The organism is Psychromonas arctica, from assembly GCF_036697365.1.
Classification (GTDB): domain Bacteria; phylum Pseudomonadota; class Gammaproteobacteria; order Enterobacterales; family Psychromonadaceae; genus Psychromonas; species Psychromonas arctica_A.
Genome location: NZ_JBAHZA010000002.1, coordinates 124,719 through 142,680, shown reverse-complemented (window position 1 = coordinate 142,680; position 17,962 = coordinate 124,719). Strand labels below are relative to the sequence as shown.

Genomic DNA, 17,962 nt, shown 5'->3' with positions numbered 1-17,962 from the left:
CAAGACTACGATATCTTGCTAGTGATATTTAATTAAAAAAGACGACTACGTTAGTCCCAATCCCATTCATAATAGGCATCGACTGCTTGTGACAGTCCACTCGATGCTTCAATATAGAATTTTTTGAACAACTCATAACGTATAGCAAAAACAGTAAAGGAATCAAATACGCCCACGCCATAACTCACTTCTACACCGCGTGCTATTGTGCCTTTTAAACCAACCGATTGTTCACTACCTTGTCCACTTGAAGCAAGTGACAGATCTTTTATGCCAACACTTTCGCCAATATTATTTACAAGACCATCGGTTTGCCCTGCTCCTAAATCAATTAAAATGGCGGCTAATTGACTAGTACTATCGTCACCAGAAGCACTTTCAATAGAGTAACCACGAGTTATATAAGATAAGGCATTTTGCTGTGACATTGATGGGTCAGAAAAAATAGTTAATTGGATTTCATCTGGTGTCCCCGTTACACGTACACCGGCAGTCACATTATCTTCAATGTCAGAAGGATCACGAATAGCTTCGATATTTAGGTAAGGAGCATCTGCTAAACCTTGAAAAATAACGCGACTATTTTGTAATACTAGTTTCTGTGAAAATGCGCGGTAACTACCTTCATCAAAAGTTAATTCGCCATTAACTGTTAGCTCTTTTGTTAAATCTTTACGAACTAACAAATCTCCTTTAATTAGAGAGTCTAAGCCTAATGCTTGAATACGTAATCTATCCCCCATTGAGACTTTAACGTTTAATTTCATAGGAAGATCGGCACTATCTGTTGTTTCTTCTGCATCAACAACAACCACATCACTGGATACACTTACAGCACCTTCAGGTAATTCTTTTACAGCGATTTTACCTCTGTCTATATTAATAACCCCATCAACACTCAAGTTTTGATCGTAAACAACATCAATATTAGGACTAACATATAATTTAATCTGAGCGTAATCTTGGATCAACATTTGGTCTGCTTCCAAGTGAACATCAGCTTTAAAATCTTCAGCCCAACTTAGAAGACCAGAGATATCAACACGCCCATCGGATTGCTCTTTTTTATCGTTATTCTTAATATTGGCAATACGCTGTGGAATACTAATAGTATTCTTAATGGCGGTATCTTTAATAGCGACTAAAGTATCAAGAAAACCATTAGATTTTTTCTTAGGTGTTTTTTGATTATTGGTAAAGAAAAACCCTGCGATATCGGCTTTATTTTGTTCAATTTTAATTTGAGCATTTAAATCAGAAACTTGTACTGGTGAAGATGGCGCTTTCATAGCAGTATCTGCAATCAGTACTTGTCCTTCTAATATTGGCTTATCTAATGTACCTGTAACATCAATATCCGATTCTAAATGTCCTGATAATTGCTCAACTTGTGGAATCAAAATTGAAAATGCATCAAAGTTTGGTACTTGAAGATTCAATTTAGCATTGATTGAAGGCGAGTTATCATAAGGGCTAACTTGCCCTGACAAATTTGCATTGATCAAACCATTTGAAATTGCTTGAACAGAGAAGTCAGCATTTTTTTGATCAGCCTTCACTTCAACATGTAACTGCTCTACCGGATATCTTATCGCTTCTTGTTGCACATCAGTATCTTGGATATTTAATGCAACTTGATTGCCATCGATGTTGAGATCAATGTTAGGTTTATTATTATTAATCCAAGACATGTTGACGTCTGCATCTAAAGAACCTTCAAGTTTTAGTGTATCTGGCATAAATGGATTAATACTACTCATTAGAAATTGATTAATACTTATATCAACATCACCATCTTCTCCGGCACTAAGCTTATGAACACAAAGCTGCCCATTTTTAGCATCTGTTTTGTCACTTGCTAACCAACAATGTTCAGTGACTTTTACTGTTTGTTGCTCCATTGTTACGATAAATGGAGATTCCAGTACTAGTTTTCCTTGCTTGCTATCAATCAAAGCTTCTCTTAATTGTGCTTGCCAGTCGTTAACACCTTGTGTAAATGCTAAAGTTAAATCACTGTTGGCCATATTACTTTTGAGATCAACATTTATATTGTGTGTGACTTCCGACTTAGAAACGCTTTCCGGACTAACAGAAACATCAACCGATTGAATTTTTTGATCACTTGCAACAATGCTATTAGCACTTATTTCTAAATTTGCAAAAGGCAAGTCAGCAATGGTCGCGTTACCTTGAAGACTAAGTTCTTTAACACTATCTTTTAAATAACTTAGGTTATCAGCAGTAAGATTGGTATTCACTTTGATGTTGTCTAAACTACCTGATAAATTTACTTGTCCTTGAATTTTACCAGCCCCCTCAAGGACTATCTTGCTTAGATCTTGAATGTCTATAACCAATGCTAAATCATTAACTTCAGCAACTTTACCATTTGCTGAGACTCGATTATCCCCATTAATAATGTTCAAGTTATTAATATTGACACCATCAGTAGCTGATCCATTAGCCGTTCCATCAACAGTTAATGGTCGCTCTAAAAACTCCCCTGCCAAGTCAATAACCGGAAGATCAAATGCCCATTGCGTAGGATCTTCAAGGGAAACCTTAACAGATTGCTTAATGTGACCGCTCAATGTAGCGGGGTAATCTTCACTTAACTCTTTAAAATCGAGACCTTTGAGGTTAAGATCTCCTAACCAAGTTATTTGCTCTTTCCAATTTAGTTTACCTGCTAGCAATACTTCACCCTGCAGAGTTTCAACTAATAACTGAGATAAAGTTAGACCACTAAGATCCCCTTGCCCCTTTAGCGATAAATCGCCTTTAGGTAAATCAGGTAATGCATAATCAGCAGCAATATCGATAGTGTAATTACTTAAATTACCTCGACTGGAAATATGACCACTGTTAGTGGTAATTTGCTTGTCACCAGTGAGCGGCCAACTTAATTGAGACCATTGCACCTGTAACTCATGCGGTAAATCAGGGCTATATAAGTCGATTTTATTATCAATAGTGGCATTAATTAAATTAGATAAACTAATATGCGATGATAAGTCGCCTAAATCCCCTTTTGCAGTTAAGGCAATTTTTTGCCCTTTTAGTAAGCTACTCGGATCTAATTGTTGTACCTCTTTAACGTTTACAGTGGCTTGCAAATCCATTGGATAACGTTGACTGACGTCAATATCACCCATAAGATTTACTGTTGCTTCTGGCACATCTAGAGCAAATTTCTTAATCGAAATAGCTGAACCAATATAATTAAATTGACTTTTCAGGCTATTAATTTTTGCTACATTTTGTTGATTTTGAATAAGAGTAAACTCATTTACATCTAATTTATTAACGAACAAATTAACAGGTAATATAACTTCAGGTAGATCCCCTTCTTTTAAAATAGCAGGGATTGTTTTGGGAATAACCAATGGCTCTGAAGATGTATTATTAACAGTATTAGTATCCTCAACCGCATCAGCTAGAGTAACCGTCAAGCCATTGATACTAGTATTAATGGTTACATCACTATCTTGTCCATCAACAGCTAATAGCAATTGAGATAATTCAATGTTAACGCCAGCGACATTAACAACTGTATTGTTAATATCTAACTCTCTGATATGTACAGGAATAGGAAATTCAACAACGACAGGCTCTGATGTTTCTTCTTCAGCTACAGGCTCAGTAGATTCGGGTATGTTAATCGTTGCACTACCAACTTTTAACGAATCTACACAAAACTCCTCAATGATACATTGCCAATCAAATTCGTAACTTACGTTATTCAACTCAATCAATGTATCTTCATCTTGCCAGCGAATTAACTCATAGGTTGGTGAATATAATAGACTGCCTTCACTGAGTATAACTTGTAGACGTGGCTCAACCTTTTGTGCAATGTTAATAATCAGACTATTACCTGAATGCGTATTGAGTAACCAAATAATTAACACAATCAATACAAAGGTAATAAATAAAAGGTATTTACATATTTTAAACGAGGAAGAAAGAATACTCATAACTCAGGCCCAATCATGAAATGAATTTTATAGGAATCACCGGTATCGGTTAGTGGAGCGGCAACATACAAACGAATTGGGCCAACAGGTGATGCCCACACAACCCCTGCACCTACACTTTTAGAAAGCTCTTCAGAGAAATCATCAGTTGCAGTACCTATATCGGAAAAGACAGCAAACTTCCAACTATCAGTTAACGGAAAACGGTACTCTAAACTTGCTACCGCCAAATAAGAACCACCAATTAAGTAGCCTCCGGAATCTTCAGGTGCAATTTCTTGATAATCATAACCACGAATACTTTGGTCACCACCAGTAAAGAAACGCATTGATGATGGGACATCGAATATTGAATCAGAAAAAATTGCGCCAGCTTCAGCCGATGCTACAAATTGATGACCAGAATAAGTTCTAATGAATTTAGCTTGCCCATAAACTTTAATAACATCGTCTGTTGATAACAGGCTATCTTCAGCAAATTCAAAGTACACTAACTTTTTATCACCCCAATCAATATTGATACCACCACGGCTTCGAGTTTTGCTAAAGCTAATACCTGGCAATATTAAGGCAGTAGAAAAGTCTTGCAGGCCCTGTGTACCTGATTCATTATCATAACGAAGATAAATAGTACGTAACCAGTCATTTTCTAATCGCCAATGTCGATTAAAACTCACTACATACTGTTTGGTATCAGTATCATTTTGATCAAGCATTTTGTAACCACTTTGAATTGAATAATAATTATAAAGTGGATCATCAATGGGCATTTTATAAACAATAGATGCTTCTTGCTTAGGATCTGAGGCAGACAAACTAGCTTCAATGGAATGACCATATTGGTTAACCCAAGGGCGTTTCCAACCAAATGTTCCTCTAACGCCCTCATCGGTACTAAAACCTAAACCTGTAGTAAATGAGTCTTCAGGATTCATATAAGTAAGAACGTGCAATGGAATACTTCTATCTTGCTTTTTTTCTAAATCAGGTAATATTGAGATGCTTTTAAAATAGCCAGTTTGGTTGAGTTCTTGATTGTAACTATTAAGAATATTGGTATCGAATGGGTCGTTAACGTTAAAATTAACAAGAGAGCGAATATACTTTTCGGCTGGTGTATCAAGGTCAAAAATTAAATCGCCAAATTGATAACGAATGCCACTATCAAACCATAAATGTACGACTGCAGTATTGTTCTTTTGAGAAACCTCTACTGATGATTTACTGAACTCTGCATCAAAGTAACCATAACGTTGAGCTAGACTATTGAAACGACTTTTAGCTGAGGTATATTCGCTGTGGTTTAAATACTCGCCCTCTTTGAGCGGAAAAGTTAACAAAAATTGTTGAAAGTTTTTATCTTGAAGTGCTTCGCCTGTGATACGTAAATCAACGTCTGTTATTTTGATACGTTGACCTAAATCTACATCAAGTGTCACCGTTTGATTGTCGTCGTCTTCTTCAATACTTGTTGTAATTTGTGGTTGGTAATAACCTAGTGCAGTAACACTTTCTTTTGCAGACTCTACCACTTCACTTAAATAAGTAACATTATCAATACTTTCAGGTACTGATATACCGCTTAAATATACTTTTATATTAGCTGTCGCTTGTTCGTCAGAACTTCCTTTGATGTCATATTTAACTGCTGCATGAACAGGTAAAGAGGAAGAGACTAATAAGTAATAAAAGCATAATTTGTGTAATTTTTTCATTAACTCTCTAATTTTTATGTCGAAAGAATGGTTAGGATATACCATTAACATAAAAGAAATTATCTAGATATTGCGTGAAATGTCTTAGTTAACAAGATTAAAAGGCGTACAGTTTTACTGCTTTATGCTCTTAATCGAAATATTAATAAGTCATTTCAACAAATAAGTTAAGACATTTTATTAGTGTTATTGGTTTTCTTATGACTAATAGCTGCACATAAAGTTTTTACTATTTAATAAATCTAGTGTGCAGTTTGACAGAAACTATATGTTAATGACAATTCCTTTATGGAAGTATCAATTAATTAACTTTGATAACGAGTTATCAAAAAATTGAATATTAAATTCCTGCTCCTGCTCAGCTACTTTTAGTGCTTTAAGTGATTGATGTAAAATTGTGCTAGCTTCAAGATCTTTACTTGGAACTAATGTTAACCCGAAGGCACAATTGACAATAAATTGTTCGCCTAATACTTTAAATGGTACCTGCAGATCAGACTCTAATTTTTGGGTTAACTCTAAAGCGATTGTTGCAGATTGCTCGTAATCAGTATCAATATCTTCAATAAATATAGCAAACTGAAAATCTTGAATGTGCGCAACAAAGTGAGTGCTTCTGTTTTGTTTTTCTAATCGGCGGGCAATAAGATATAAAAGCTCATTAACTTTATTCGAATCTGGTAATTGGGCAATATGTTTAAAACGATCACAATTAAATGAAATTAATGCTCCTTGCTGTCTTTGTTCATATAGACGTGTATTTTCTACTTCAAGGTGTAATAACAACTGCTCGCGATCAGGTAAATCAGATTTTTGCTCAATAAGTTCATTATCGACTTTAATATTCGCTAACATCTCCTTATATAAAGATAAATCTGTATGTGTACCAATGACACGTTTGGGATTACCTTGAGTGTCCCAAGAAACAGTTTGTCCACGACTGAGAATCCAACGATATTCTCCGTTGTAACATTTCATTCTATGAATATTTTCAAAAAAAGAATGAGAGCCAGAAAAGTGTGCATTTAAATCTTCAAAAACTGAATATAAGTCATCCGGATGCACTCGGTTTTCCCATTCCGTAATATCATTAGAAATATTTTCCTTATGGAAACCTAACATCTCTTTCCAACGTTTAGAAAAATAAACATCGCCACTATCGACATTCCAGTCCCACACCCCATCCCTTGCTCCATTAAGCGCATTAGCCCAACGTTGTTCGCGTACTTCTAAATAGTGAGTGTTATTTGAAACATCGGCAATTAAATTGACAAAAGCGCGCTGTAATAGTCCTACTTCCCCCAAAGCTGAAGTTTCAATCAGACCAGGATTATTGATATCAATCGACTTTACCGAAGCAATAAAACGCTTTAATGGAATAACAACTAAGATGTTAATAAGATAAACGAATAAACATAGGGTCGCTATTAATACTAAGGTAAATTTAATTAGCCTTAGGATGCTCTCGTAAGCCAATGCACTGAATGCACTTTTTAGAGAATAGCGAATAAATATCACACCATTAAACTTACGGTTTAGGCTATTACCTTTAGAAATCATTTGCAGAGGTGCATATACTACCAACTCTTCTTTATCTTTAAATAATTTAACAATAATTTCATTTTTATTGATAACTCTATCTAATAACTCTCCTTGATATTCCTGCAGCTGTAACTTGGCAAACATGTATTTTTCACGAAAACGATTACTTAAAACCACTTGTTGATTGTTATCAACTACGGCAACAGTTTTAACGTTTTCATTTAGTGCAGCAGTAGAAACAAAATCCTGAGCTTGAGATTTTTCTAATCGCATTAAAGAATTAGATAGCGAGGTTTGTAATTGGCCCGCTAATCCTTTTAAATCTTGCTCTGATTTTATATATAAATTAGCTTGTTGTTGGCGATACTCCATGAACAAGACACTGCCCTGCAAAACAATGAATATAACGGTTAGCAAAGCTGGTAATAGGATAATTAGTGAAAGAGAACGTAATTTATTCATAGATTGCCCTCTCTAAAATGCGTGTAGAAATGAGGCTAGAAATATCTGTTTTGAAACTACCAAGCATACGCTTTTCAATCATTAATCCGCTGAGTTGTTGTGCTTGTAATTCAATGCTAGAAGGAGAGCCAGATAAACGAAATAAGGCTTGTTTGGCATCAATAAACTGTGTGTTAGATAAGGCATTTTCAAGAATATAAGGATATAACTGTAATCGAACTGACATTGAAGTCAAAGCTTCAGCTGTACGTTTTTGATAGAAAAGGTGGGCTCGATAAAATTGCCTTAAAAAATCTGCTATTTGTAGTTCTTTATCTTGGAAAAGCTCACCCCGAGCGACTAATACATTTATTATAGGCAAAGATAATTGATTTGAATTAATCAATTCGTGAGCACCTAAATTAATTAGCTGTTGTTTAACAGGCTCTCGAACGATAAGTGCATCAATATTACTTCGTAGATAGGCATCTTTTGCTTCATTTTGTTTTACTTCAAACAATTGCACCGTTTGATTATTTAGATCTGTAAGCGTAAAAATCTCATCGAGTAATAAGGCCCCAGCTGCCTTATTCTCATAGCCGATAGAACGCCATTTCAGATCATTTAAAGATTTTACATGAGGTTTAGCCATCATCGCATCTCCGCCTTTAGAGCGATCTATGACCGAGATTATTTTTAAGTCTATGCCGAGAGCAACCAATGTTAAGACTTCATCTAATGAGAGAAAGGCTAAGTCTAATTTTCCAGTTTGAAACGCTTGAATCACACTGGTAGAAGAAGTTAATTCTAATAAAGAGTATTTTCGAGCATCTAAATAACCTAACTCATCAGCCAAAAATGCAAACTCAAAATTCGGCCAAGGTGCAGCACCTATCGTTAAAGGTTTTTGATAGGGAGTACAACTTACCAAAGTGAAAAACAAAATACAGATTGAAATTATCTTACAAGTAATAAAATTCATAAAACCATTAATAATAAAGATATTGAATAGAGGAAAGTTGATTTTACAGAGTAATTTAGAGAAAAAAATAGCGTGTAAACATATACACGCTATTTTTATGAATTATTGAGAGTTAAACAGTCTTATGAAAGATAATTACATGATTTGACTGTTTTGCAACGCTTTTATACGATCTTCTAATGGTGGGTGCGACATAAATAAACTACTTTTCTTTTCACCTGAAATACCAAAGGCCATTAAACTACCTTCAAGTTTAGGTTCAGAGTTAAGTTGTAAACGTTTTAAAGCAGCAATCATTTTCTCCTTGCCTACTAAAGAAGCAGAGCCTGAGTCAGCGCTAAATTCACGTTTACGAGAGTAATACATAACAATCGTACTCGCTAAAATACCAAATACCATCTCTAAAATGAATACGATGATAAAGTAAGAAAAACCATGGCCAGAACTTTCATCATCATTACTACGCATTGCATTATCGATGAATCCACCGATTACACGTGCTAAGAAGATAACGAAGGTATTTACTACACCTTGGATTAACGCCAAGGTTACCATATCACCGTTAGCAACATGGCTAATTTCATGGGCAAGGACAGCCTCAGCTTCATCTTGCGTCATTTGTTCAAGCAAACCGGTACTTACTGCAACTAATGCGCTGTTTTTCTTCATTCCCGTTGCGAAGGCATTCATATCAGGTGCAGGGTAAATAGCTACTTCTGGCATTGCAATACCAGCTTTTGATGCTTGTTGTTTAACTGTTTCTAACAACCAACGTTCTGTTGCATTGCTTGGGTTAGTTATAACCACTGCACCAGTACTTTTCTTTGCCATCCATTTTGACATCGCTAATGAAATAAAAGAGCCACCAAATCCAAATACAGTCGCGAGTATTAATAACCCACCCATGCTTCTAGAATTTAACCCAGTAACAGAGAAAACTATGCTCAATACAATACCTAGCACTAATACCACAGCTAAGTTAGTTAATAGAAATAATGCAATACGTTTCATGTTGACCTCAACTTATAAATAACGATTTATCGACATAATATGACTTTATTAAAAAGATGCAAGTAAATATTTATCAAAAATGCGCAGATTTGTCAGTGTAATTTGCACCTAGGAAATTCTGCCGTTACAATCCATCCCCACTTTTTTAATACTTAAGGAATTACCATGGCTTTAGCTCAAGCGCGTCATATTTTAGTTAGCTCAGAAGAACAATGCATTGCATTAAAAAATGAGATTGAAGCAGGCACTGATTTTGGTTCAGTAGCAAAACAACACTCTTCATGCCCATCAGGTGCGCAAGGTGGTGATCTAGGTGAATTCGGTCCAGGTATGATGGTACCAGAGTTTGATAAAGTTGTTTTTAGTGCACCTGTTGGAGAAGTACAAGGCCCAGTAAAAACACAATTTGGTTACCACTTATTAGAAGTAACTAAACGTAACGATTAATCTTAATCTTAATCTTACAAGCAATATAAAAAAACCGCCGATGGCGGTTTTTTTATCACTAGAATAAATGTTGATCAGTTAAAGAGTCCAATAGAATTCGCAAACACACATAATATTGCAACAGGCGCTACCCAACGTAATAAATTGATAACGATAGTAAACTGTAATCCACTTAAGTTAAGTTCTTCTTTGACAATCTCATCATTTATTTTCCAACCAACAAAGACTGAGATAAATAAGCCGCCTAAAGGAAGTAAAATATTTGCAGTAAGGTAATCTAAAAACTCAAAAAGGTTACTGCCCATACCAAACGATATTTTAGTCCACTCTTCTCCAGAAAAAGAAAATATTGTAAGTAACGAAACAAGCCAAATGCAGAAACCAGCGATACACCCAGCTGTAAAACGAGAGAACCCTTGTCTTTCTGCTAGATACGCTGCGGTAGGTTCAAGCATTGCAATTGCAGAAGTAAAAGCCGCGAATACAATCATGATAAAAAACAATGTACCAAATAGATCACCAAATGGCATATTGCCAAAAGCCACGGATAACGATTGAAATAACAGTCCAGGTCCAGCGGTAGGCTCTAATCCGCTAGCAAATACAATTGGGTATATAGCTAAGCCAGCAATTAAGGCAACAATGGTATCCAAAACTGCAATCATGATAGAAGATTTAGCAATTGAAACACCCTGAGGTAAATAAGCACCAAATACCATCATAATGCCAGACGCCAAACTTAAGGTAAAAAATGCATGTCCAAGTGCAACTAACACCCCTTCAATGGTTAATTTTGAAAAATCGACATCAAACATAAAGGAAAATGCAGCTGCAAAATCCCCCACTATCGATGAATAGACCATTATACCAACCAATAACAATAACAAAGCTGGCATTAAATAACTCACCGCTTTCTCCAATCCTGCTTTTACGCCTTTAGTTATGACAAACACGACACCAAGTACTATTAAGGTGGTCCAGAATAATAATTGATGACTATCTGTAATTAATCCGACAAACAACTGTTGGATTGCATCAGTATGTGTATTTGGATTCGCAGCTGCTGCACTGAAAGCACCGGACGCAGCAAAATAGACATAAGCTGCTGCCCAACCTGCAATGACAACATAAAAACTTAACACTAAGAATCCTGCGATGACGCCCATACTACCAACTAATGACCAATGTGATGACTTATGGGACTCAAGGGCACAATGCGCAGCAGCATTGGCAGGTGTAGACCGACCGCGTTTACCGATCATCACTTCAGCCATCATCACAGGAATACCAATAAATAAAATACATAGTAGATAGACTAGAACAAATGCACCACCACCATTTTCTCCCATGATGTAAGGGAATTTCCATATATTACCAAGTCCTACGGCAGCACCTGTTGCAGCAAGAATATAAGCATATCGACTTGACCATCGATTGGATACGTTTGTATCTGTCGTCATCTAAAAACCATCTATAATTAAAAAGATGGTCTTTATAATCATAACGAATAACAATTACAAGCAGAGTATGAAGAAGTTAAGAGAATAGAACATAAACCTTAGAAATTAATGTAAGCGATAGTGCTATTCAAGATTGCATAGAAATAATAAAGGCGGAATGTCTGACGGTAGTGATTAAATTTGTATATATTAAGTGAATCTCGGGCATTGGATTCACATAATAAAATAAAAAAAATATTGTAGAAAATTTACGGTTATTTAGGAATAAAGTTCAAGACTCAGATGCTTTAACCTGCATTCTGAAATGAAATCCACTCTTGAGGTTGTGAAGAAAGACAAGGTGTTAGCTTATCCACTGTGACCTTAATTATTTGAAATTGTTTAAACTCTTTACCATTAGAAAAGTGATGACAGTGATCAAATAGCATACATAAGCAAAAATTATCTTGTTGCTCTAGAACCATATATTTAGCGGATTCTAACTCGCCTGTCGTGGTTAACATCGCTAATTCACCATTATTGTAATGACTTATTGCTTGCTCAGAAGTTTGGAATAACCAGCTCTTAGGCATGATAGGTTTGTGAAATACATCTATTGCAATTAAATGTAGAATAATTTTACAGCGAAGTGATTCTTCAAAATGACTTAAAGAATCACTTTCAAAAAACTCTATATATCGCGTTACATCTTCAACAGTAAAAGAAATCACTTGGCTTTCTTGTAAACGCAACATATTAGATTGGTAAACAATAGGGAAAGTGCGGTCGCGATCAACAACAGACAATTTACCCTGTTCTTGATCAAATACCCATTGCCACTCTGCCTTTGGAATAAAATCCATTTTGTTTACCTCGTTTGTTTTTTACTTATTAAATATGATTAACGATATTTTTTATCAAGCCTGGTCCTTGATAAATAAAGCCAGAATAAACCTGAACTAGGCTTGCTCCAGCATCTATTTTTTCTTTTGCAGCCATAACACTGTCGATACCACCTACCCCAATAATCGGAATTTCACCTTTAAGGTGTGCGGCAAATTTAGCTATCACGACAGTGCTTTTGTGTTGTACCGGACGACCACTCAAACCACCTGCTTCTGCAGCATGTGACATCCCCTTGATCATTTCTCGGTCAAGGGTTGTGTTAGTTGCGATTAAACCATCAATTTTATATTTTAATAAAGATTGTGCAATAGATTCAATCTCTTCATCATTTAGATCAGGTGCTACTTTTAATGCGATAGGAACATATTTCTCATGCTTTTTTGCTAAAGCTTGTTGGCGTTCTTTTAATGACATAAGCAAATCGTCTAATGCTTCACCATATTGTAAACTTCTTAAACCAGGGGTATTTGGAGATGAAATATTGACAGCAATATAACCTGCGTGCGGGTACACTTTTTCCATACAAATTAAGTAATCTTCTTTACCTTGCTCGACAGGTGTATGGATATTTTTACCAATATTAATACCAATAACACCTTTAAATTCACTGTTTTTAACATTCTCAATTAAATTATCAACACCATCGTTATTAAAACCCATGCGGTTGATAATACCTTCTCCCTCTAATACACGAAACAAACGAGGCGATGGATTACCTGGCTGACCAACTGGTGTCACAGTACCGACTTCAACATGGCCAAAGCCCATTGCACCAAAAGCATCAATACATTCTGCATTCTTATCTAAACCAGCCGCTAAACCAACTGAATTTGGAAAGTTAAGCCCCATTACTGTTACAGGTCGTTGTTGAACTCGTTGACGGTAAAAAAGATCTAATATTGTACCGTGAGTTAATTTAAGCTGCTTGATTGAAAGATCGTGCGCCTTTTCTGGATTCATTTTGAATAAAAAACTGCGCATAATTCGATATAACATAGTAAGGCCTTATAAGTAGTAGGTAACTGATGAATAACACTTAATACCAATCACACTAAGTAACTGATCTATTTTACTTGTTAAAATAACTTATTTCTTCGTTGTAACTTTCGTAAATAGAACAACTATTTAACTTAAGTTACGCCTTAAACTAAGTCATTTTTCCTGCGCAAAATTTAGATCACTTATTTAATGCAATTGGTATAATTTATTGTTTAGCATAAACTGTTATTTGTGGAAGGATAATAACAAATAGCCGTGTGTTAAGGATACAACTTTGTGATATTCCTGCTTTAATACCGGTCACAGTAATTGATAATGCGATTTAACTATAGCTAAGGAGGTAGGTTGATAAGGTATCAGAAAAGAAAACCATAAGCTTGTTGGTAAGCTTATGGAAAATATTAAGGCTATTGTTTAATTTATACTCAGTGCAGGATATTGATAAATACGTGCGCGCCACCCTTTTAACCAAGCACTCTCGTCACGTGGAGCATTATCTACTCTTCTTGTAAGCATTTTATCTGCAGATATTGCAAAGTTTAATAATAAGTCAGTATTTTGTGCAGGCATATTTAGTAAAACTTGTTTCAACCCCCACCCCTGACCTTGATAACGTTCATTTTCAGCGACTCCCTCGCCTTTAAAATTAATGTAATCTAATAAAGCAAAAGTACCTTCGGGTGTTGCACTAAGTACTGATACTTTCTGGTTAATCTTTTGCTTTTCAGTTTCTGAACTTGCATCTAGGATAACTGGAATGCCTTTTTCAAGGCGCTTTATAATAAAGGTTGCTTGAAGAGAAACGGTAGATTCCATTAAATCTCTTAATTGGATTAATTTTTGACTATTAAATTGCTTGTAAAACTCAGCTCTATTTTTCCATGGTGCAGTTTTAGCTGTTAAAAGCCAATCAGGAACAGCCACATTATTCTCAACTAAATAGTTTAATAAAGCCGGAAACTGCTCAATATATGGGCCTTTTTCTTCGCTTGGATACCAAATAAAATGACCTATGCCAATAGAAGGGAAATCTTCATTCTTGTTCCAAACAGTGAGGTACTCTTTTTTACCAGCACCTTCATTTTTCCAAATTAAGGTCGCTAATTTATCGATTTGGGAATCAGAAAGGATAATTGAATATTGCTGCGCTAATAATTTCATCGGAACGAAAATAAAAAGTGGCGCGGTTAGGGATAAGATTAATAATAAGATACGCACGGATAAAAAGCCTGATTTAACTAATAAGTTGAAATTAGAGGCTGTTTTGTAAGGAAAGTTCAATAAGTCTAAATATTTAATCATTTAATTAATCAATTAGTTAGTAATAGTTAACAGCTAAACATTCTAAACCACGAAGTGAAAACTCATACTCTCAATTAATTGATCACGTTTTTCTTGTGTCGAAACCTGTCGGTAGGCATCAAGGGCATCTCGGTCTTTTGCTGAAGGTTGATCGTAACCGAGGGTATCGTTGATAGATTGTTCTTGTTGCTCTGATAGCACTAAAGAAAATTGAGTATCTTCTTTTGCGGTCACTTTCACATTAACAGGAGCAATATCTTGTGCAGATGATGGCTTATCACTTTTTTTTATTTGCGAAACATTCCCCGTATTAATCGGGATATTGTTGGTCGCTAAATTATTGTATATAGCCATCTACTACTCACATTAACTGTAAACTAAAATAATCAGTCTATATTATAGACAATTATTCTCTTCCTGGTAGCTTTTTCCATGTGACTGTGTCACGTAAATAAACAGGCGTTGCCGATTCAGGTTCTACTGCTTGCTTATCATTAATCAATAACGAGGCTGCTTTAAGCATGTATTGCGCATCTGGGTAAAGTATTTCAGTTTGTTGGCAAGCTTCAAAGTAATCTAATAGCGTTGGATAAGCAGCCCATCCTGTACCCACTAAACTACTAGTCGTTTCTACTTTTATATTTTGAGTCTGATACATCTCTATTAATGTTTCTGGCTTTATTACAATCTCTTTATCTTGTAATGTCATCACCCCATCTCGATTAATATATTGTGCGAAATATACTTCGCCCATGCGAGCATCTATCGCAGCATAAACAACGTCACAAGATGGATCATTGACTAATGCTTGTTGCGCCATTGCTTGTAATGTAGAGACTCCAACCATTTTTTTCTCAAGTCCATAAGCAAGGCCTTGAGCAATACTAATTCCAATTCTGACGCCGGTAAAGCTACCAGGTCCTTGCCCGTAAGCAACAACATCAATATCAGCTAGCGTTAAATCAGCTTGCTTTACTACATCATTAACCGTCGGTAGTATTTTTTGCGTATGTTCTCTAGGCGCTAACATAAATTGATGAATCGTTGCATCGCTTGTTGATAATGCAACAGAGCAAGCTTCTGTTGAAGAGTCGATACAAAGAATGTTTAATGAAGATGACATAAATCGCCTATTTTATAAATATGAATACAATATTGTTATTAATGATAGATGTTGTGTAACTAATTCATTAGCAACACAGATCCTTAATATTAAGAACCGTTAAAATGGGTGAATATACTATTCGATTAATCTTAGAAAATCGATCGCTTTATCGATATCTCTAGTACGCGGCATGCAAGGTAAACTATTCAGAAACAGATTGCCATATTTCCGACTGACTAATCGTGTATCGCAAACTATTAATACTCCTTTATCTTGTTCTGCACGGATCAAACGACCAACGCCTTGTTTTAGAGTAATAACAGCTTGCGGTAGTTGAACGTCAAAAAATGGATCTTTACCTTTTAACTCCGCATCTTCCATACGTGCTTTTAGTAATGGCTCTTCCGGTGACGCAAAAGGAATTTTGTCGATAATCACACAAGATAAAGTTTGCCCTCTTACATCAACTCCTTCCCAGAAGCTGCCTGTCGCCACTAACAACGCATTACCATGACTTACAAATTCATCTAACAATGCTTGTTTACTCTTTTCACCCTGTAATAGCACGGGCAGGGTTAATGATTCCCTAAAAGCGGTTGCTAACTGGTTCATCATTGAGTGACTAGTACACAAGAAAAAACACCGCCCTTTACTTGCTCTGATAACCGGAGATAATGTTTCAGCTAACTTATTCGCTAAACCAGGGGTTCCAGGTTCAGGTAATAACCTAGGAACAACAAATAAGCTTTGTTGTTGATAGTTAAAAGGACTGCCCAGTTGTAAGCATTGTGCGTCGGTTAATCCTAATAATTGAGTAAAATGAGAAAATTCGCCTTTTACTGATAAAGTAGCGGATGTAAAAATCCAACTGGCTTGTTTTTTCTGACATTCAGACTGAAATCGTTGCGCAACACTCAATGGAGTAATATTTAACGAGAAATGTTGTTTCGTACATTCGTACCAATAACTAAAGCCACTTTCGTTAGTATTATTCAATTTTTCAAAGAGTAAGATATATTGATTAATTTTTTCAAAGCAATGGTCTAAAACTTCACTTTTACCCAAACGTTCAGTGACGACTTGTTTGAGGAAAGTTAATACTTGGCGTAGGCGAGTGACATGCATTTGCATTGCACGATCTTTACTTTTATCTCGCCAGCTGCCAGATCCCTTTTCCATAGCAAAAGCGAGCCTGAAGTCTAATGATGCAGCTCTTAACTGCTCAGCAGCTTTAGCCATTTGTTTAGCTTCTTTTAATTCAGTTCGATATACAAAATCTATCTCTTTTGCTAATTCTGTTAATTGTTTGCTTGAAAGCATTTCGCCAAAATATTGACTCGCAATATCAGGTAATTGATGTGCTTCGTCGAAAATATAGGTATCCGCATCAGGAATTAACTTACCAAAACCTGTTTCCTTAACAGCAAGATCTGCAAAAAACAGATGGTGATTAATAACAATCACGTCTGCATCCATCGCTTTAGTTCTTGCTTTTACCACAAAGCAATCTTCAAAACTTGGACATTCTCGTCCCAAGCAATTGTCATTACTACTGGTAATCGAAGGAATAATCATTGCATCTTCGGGTAAATTATCTACTTCAGCAATATCCCCTGTCACCGTACTTATTGACCATTCTTTAATAGCTACTAGTTCACTGTGCAAATTAGGTTGTTTAAATCGTGTTTCAAGCATGTAACGATTTAAGCGCTCAATACATAAATAGTTACCACGGCCTTTTAGTAGAGTGCAGTGGCCAGTAAACTTGGTCGCTTTTAGTAAGGTAGGTAGATCTTTTAGATACAACTGTTCTTGTAACGCTTTACTACCAGTAGAGATAATTAATTTCTGTGACAAACTTTTATCTAGATTCAATAGAGCAGGCGCAAGGTAAGCAAAGGTTTTACCGGTGCCAGTCTCTGCTTCCACCACTACAGATTGCTTTTGCTTAATAGCAGTATCAATTGATTCAGCCATTTTTACCTGAGCGTCACGCCCTCTAAAATGTGGCAAAATAGTCGCAAGCGCGCCAGTAGGGGAAAAAAATGATGCAATCAAATCAATAAGCTCTTAAGTAATAACGATTAAAGTGC

General features: G+C 35.8%; 13 protein-coding genes. 1 reads left to right on the top strand and 12 read right to left on the bottom strand.

The features are described from left to right. Window positions 1-50 precede the first annotated feature (50 nt). The 5 genes from V5290_RS02720 to htpX all read right to left on the bottom strand — a co-directional run bounded on the left by V5290_RS02720 (window position 51) and on the right by htpX (window position 9,671). Window positions 51-3,980 (bottom strand): translocation/assembly module TamB domain-containing protein, encoded by a 3,930-nt coding sequence (locus tag V5290_RS02720; RefSeq protein WP_333381591.1) that lies wholly within the window; start codon window positions 3,978-3,980, stop codon window positions 51-53. Continuing rightward, window positions 3,977-5,695, bottom strand: coding sequence for an autotransporter assembly complex family protein (locus V5290_RS02715; protein WP_333381588.1), 1,719 nt, complete (start codon window positions 5,693-5,695; stop codon window positions 3,977-3,979). Before V5290_RS02715 ends, V5290_RS02720 begins: the two co-directional genes overlap by 4 nt. 297 nt (window positions 5,696-5,992) lie before the next feature. After that, complete coding sequence (locus tag V5290_RS02710; protein WP_333381586.1) at window positions 5,993-7,699, bottom strand: PAS domain-containing protein; 1,707 nt, start codon at window positions 7,697-7,699, stop codon at window positions 5,993-5,995. Then, on the bottom strand, window positions 7,692-8,660 hold the full coding sequence (locus tag V5290_RS02705) for an ABC transporter substrate-binding protein (protein ID WP_333381585.1): 969 nt from the start codon (window positions 8,658-8,660) through the stop codon (window positions 7,692-7,694). The genes V5290_RS02710 and V5290_RS02705 overlap by 8 nt, the downstream gene beginning before the upstream one ends. 135 nt (window positions 8,661-8,795) lie before the next feature. Further along, window positions 8,796-9,671 carry a protease HtpX gene (gene htpX / locus V5290_RS02700; RefSeq protein ID WP_333381582.1) on the bottom strand — a complete coding sequence of 292 codons (876 nt, stop codon included), beginning with the start codon at window positions 9,669-9,671 and terminating at the stop codon, window positions 8,796-8,798. A gap of 165 nt (window positions 9,672-9,836) precedes the next feature. On the opposite strand from htpX, the gene V5290_RS02695 reads away from it, so the two are divergent. Then, window positions 9,837-10,118: a peptidylprolyl isomerase gene (locus V5290_RS02695; RefSeq protein ID WP_333381579.1), complete on the top strand. Its 282-nt coding sequence runs from the start codon at window positions 9,837-9,839 to the stop codon at window positions 10,116-10,118. 74 nt (window positions 10,119-10,192) lie between these two features. Here V5290_RS02695 and V5290_RS02690 read toward each other — a convergent pair whose 3' ends face one another. From V5290_RS02690 to V5290_RS02660, 7 genes are all read right to left on the bottom strand, one after another. Further along, complete coding sequence (locus V5290_RS02690; protein ID WP_333381576.1) at window positions 10,193-11,578, bottom strand: sodium-dependent transporter; 1,386 nt, start codon at window positions 11,576-11,578, stop codon at window positions 10,193-10,195. Window positions 11,579-11,865: 287 nt separating this feature from the next. Beyond that, the gene (locus V5290_RS02685; RefSeq protein WP_333381573.1) at window positions 11,866-12,420 is read right to left on the bottom strand and encodes a cell division protein ZapC domain-containing protein; all 555 of its coding nucleotides are present in this window, start codon (window positions 12,418-12,420) and stop codon (window positions 11,866-11,868) included. 28 nt (window positions 12,421-12,448) lie between these two features. Continuing rightward, complete coding sequence (pyrD, locus tag V5290_RS02680) at window positions 12,449-13,459, bottom strand: quinone-dependent dihydroorotate dehydrogenase (RefSeq protein WP_333381570.1); 1,011 nt, start codon at window positions 13,457-13,459, stop codon at window positions 12,449-12,451. 417 nt (window positions 13,460-13,876) lie between these two features. Then, window positions 13,877-14,764: a hypothetical protein gene (locus tag V5290_RS02675; RefSeq protein ID WP_333381567.1), complete on the bottom strand. Its 888-nt coding sequence runs from the start codon at window positions 14,762-14,764 to the stop codon at window positions 13,877-13,879. A 42-nt stretch (window positions 14,765-14,806) separates the two neighbouring features. Further along, window positions 14,807-15,118, bottom strand: coding sequence for a hypothetical protein (locus V5290_RS02670; RefSeq protein WP_333381565.1), 312 nt, complete (start codon window positions 15,116-15,118; stop codon window positions 14,807-14,809). Between the two features lie 52 nt (window positions 15,119-15,170). Continuing rightward, window positions 15,171-15,887: a tRNA (adenosine(37)-N6)-threonylcarbamoyltransferase complex dimerization subunit type 1 TsaB gene (gene tsaB, locus V5290_RS02665; RefSeq protein ID WP_333381562.1), complete on the bottom strand. Its 717-nt coding sequence runs from the start codon at window positions 15,885-15,887 to the stop codon at window positions 15,171-15,173. 117 nt (window positions 15,888-16,004) lie between these two features. Continuing rightward, window positions 16,005-17,927, bottom strand: coding sequence for an ATP-dependent DNA helicase (locus V5290_RS02660; RefSeq protein ID WP_333381560.1), 1,923 nt, complete (start codon window positions 17,925-17,927; stop codon window positions 16,005-16,007). Window positions 17,928-17,962: the final 35 nt, after the last annotated feature.